The following is a 2,994-nucleotide window of genomic DNA, read 5'->3' on the forward strand; positions in this document are numbered from 1 at the left end:
GCCCCTGGAAGCAGGGGCCGCGCCGCCCGTGTGCCGGCCTGTGCCGGAGTTGGCTCGTCGTGGACGCGAAGTGTCAGCGCTCTTCTTCGGACGCGGACGCGGGAACGGAGGTCAGCCGCTCCGTCTCGTCCTGTATCTCAGCGGCGATCTTCTTGAGTTCCGGCTCGAACTTGCGCCCGTGGTGGGCACAGAAGAGCAGTTCTCCGCCGCTGAGCAGGACAACGCGAACGTATGCCTGCGCACCGCAGCGGTCGCAGCGATCGGCGGCCGTCAGCGGGCTCGCGGGGGTCAGAACAGTAGTCACGTCGCCTCTTCTCTAGCTCGACGAGCTGTCGTACCAGGGTCAACATCCAACCAGCCCTAAAACGTTCCCGCCCGGGGCTTCTTCTCGAAAAAATCTTTCGAGTCCGGCTGTCTGTTGCCGGTTGGCGGCGAATGTGCCGTATTGCGTGTCTGTGTGTCGTACGGTTTCGCGCTGTCGTTCGATGTCAGGTCCTCCCGGCTGGCTTGCCGGTTGTTCATGAGGACGTGCCCGGAGCCTAAATGGTTCATGCCTCGAAGGGAACGTGATATGTGCTTCACTCCAACGAGGGATCGAACACGCATACGACTGTGGACTACCCTGTGTTCCGACGAAGGGTGGCGCTACAACGGCTCTACCAGGCCTCGGTACCCTCTTCACGGCAACAGAGGCCGCGCCCTTACCCAGAAGGGCCTCACCTGAAATTCAGCGAGGAGCGAACCGCGTGACCGCCGAAACGTCCGTGTCGTCCACAGCTCTGCTGGCAGGAGCAGAGCGGGACGGTTCCAACTACACCGCGCGGCACCTGCTCGTCCTCGAGGGGCTCGAGGCCGTACGCAAGCGCCCGGGCATGTACATCGGGTCCACCGACAGCCGCGGCTTGATGCACTGTCTGTGGGAGATCATCGACAACTCCGTGGACGAGGCCCTCGGAGGCTACTGCGACCACATCGAGGTGATCCTCCACGAGGACGCCTCGGTGGAGGTCCGGGACAACGGCCGGGGCATCCCGGTCGACGTCGAGCCCAAGACCGGCCTCTCCGGTGTCGAGGTCGTCATGACCAAGCTGCACGCCGGCGGCAAGTTCGGCGGCGGCTCCTACGCGGCGTCCGGTGGCCTGCACGGCGTCGGCGCCTCCGTGGTGAACGCCCTCTCGGCGCGCCTGGACGTCGAGGTCGACCGCGGCGGCCACACGCACGCGATCAGCTTCCGCCGCGGTGTGCCCGGCGCCTTCGCCGGGGCTGGTCCGGACGCCAAGTTCGAGGCCACCAGTGGCCTGCGCAAGGCCAAGCGGATCCCCAAGACCCGCAGCGGCACGCGCGTGCGTTACTGGGCCGACCGCCAGATCTTCCTCAAGGACGCCAAGCTCTCCCTCGAGAACCTCCACCAGCGCGCCCGCCAGACGGCCTTCCTGGTGCCCGGCCTGACCATCGTCGTCCGGGACCAGTTCGGTCTCGGCGAGGGCGGCAGCAAGGGCGAGGAGTCCTTCCGCTTCGACGGCGGCATCAGCGAGTTCTGCGAGTACCTGGCCACCGACAAGCCGGTCTGCGACGTCCTCCGCTTCTCCGGCCAGGGCACCTTCAAGGAGACCGTGCCGGTCCTCGACGAGCATGGTCAGATGACCCCGACCCAGGTCACCCGTGAACTCGACGTCGACGTGGCCATGCGGTGGGGCACGGGATACGACACGACCCTGAAGTCGTTCGTGAACATCATCGCCACTCCCAAGGGCGGCACCCACGTCGCCGGCTTCGAGACGGCCGTCACCAGCACGCTCAACGAGGTGCTGCGTACCAAGAAGCTGCTGCGTGTCGCTGAGGACGACATCGTCAAGGATGACGCCCTGGAAGGGCTGACCGCGGTCGTCACCGTCCGGCTGGCCGAGCCCCAGTTCGAGGGCCAGACCAAGGAGGTCCTCGGCACCTCGGCGGCCCGCCGCATTGTGAACACCGTGATCACGAGGGAGCTCAAGGCCTTCCTGACCTCCACCAAGCGGGACGCGGCCGCGCAGGCGCGGGTTGTGATGGAGAAGGTCGTCGCCGCCGCTCGTACGCGCATCGCGGCCCGCCAGCACAAGGACGCGCAGCGCCGCAAGACGGCCCTGGAGTCCTCCTCGCTGCCCGCGAAGCTCGCGGACTGCCGCAGCGACGACGTGGACCGCAGCGAGCTGTTCATCGTCGAGGGCGACTCCGCGCTCGGTACCGCCAAGCTCGCCCGGAACTCCGAGTTCCAGGCGCTGCTGCCGATCCGCGGCAAGATCCTCAACGTCCAGAAGTCGTCCGTGACGGACATGCTGAAGAACGCCGAGTGCGGCGCGATCATCCAGGTCATAGGAGCGGGTTCCGGACGGACCTTCGACATCGACGCGGCCCGCTACGGCAAGATCATCATGATGACCGACGCCGACGTCGACGGTTCGCACATCCGGACCCTGCTGCTGACCCTCTTCCACCGCTACATGCGGCCGATGGTCGAGGCGGGGCGGGTCTTCGCCGCGGTGCCGCCGCTGCACCGGATCGAGATCGTGCAGCCGAAGAAGGGGCAGGACAAGTACGTCTACACGTACTCCGACCGTGAGCTGCGCGACAAGCTCCTCGAGCTCCAGAGCAAGGGCATCCGGTACAAGGACTCCATCCAGCGCTACAAGGGTCTCGGTGAGATGGACGCCGACCAGCTGGCCGAGACGACCATGGACCCGCGCCACCGCACCCTGCGCCGGATCAACCTCTCCGACCTGGACTCGGCCGAGCAGGTCTTCGATCTACTGATGGGCAACGACGTGGCACCGCGCAAGGAGTTCATCTCCAGCTCGGCGGCGACGCTGGACCGCTCCCGCATCGACGCGTAGCCGCTGCGCTCGGCTTGGGCCGGATTGGGCGAGGGGCGATGGGGCATCGGCGGGTCCGGTGAGGCGAGGGTGAGGGGGGATCGCCGGTCGGGTCGGGCGACGAGGGGCTCACACCACTTCGGGT

Annotated in this window: 2 protein-coding genes; one reads left to right on the top strand and one right to left on the bottom strand. The window is 66.9% G+C overall.

Translation table 11 applies throughout. The features are described 5' to 3' along the window. Positions 1-73: 73 nt before the first annotated feature. Positions 74-304 carry a DUF7455 domain-containing protein gene (locus GRC12_RS43225; RefSeq protein WP_030945102.1) on the bottom strand — a complete coding sequence of 77 codons (231 nt, stop codon included), beginning with the start codon at positions 302-304 and terminating at the stop codon, positions 74-76. Positions 305-746: 442 nt separating this feature from the next. Between GRC12_RS43225 and GRC12_RS43230 the strand changes: the two genes are divergently transcribed. Beyond that, positions 747-2,870, top strand: coding sequence for a DNA gyrase/topoisomerase IV subunit B (locus tag GRC12_RS43230; RefSeq protein ID WP_208785914.1), 2,124 nt, complete (start codon positions 747-749; stop codon positions 2,868-2,870). Positions 2,871-2,994: the final 124 nt, after the last annotated feature.

This window comes from Streptomyces griseorubiginosus (genome assembly GCF_017614965.1).
GTDB lineage: Bacteria > Actinomycetota > Actinomycetes > Streptomycetales > Streptomycetaceae > Streptomyces > Streptomyces griseorubiginosus_B.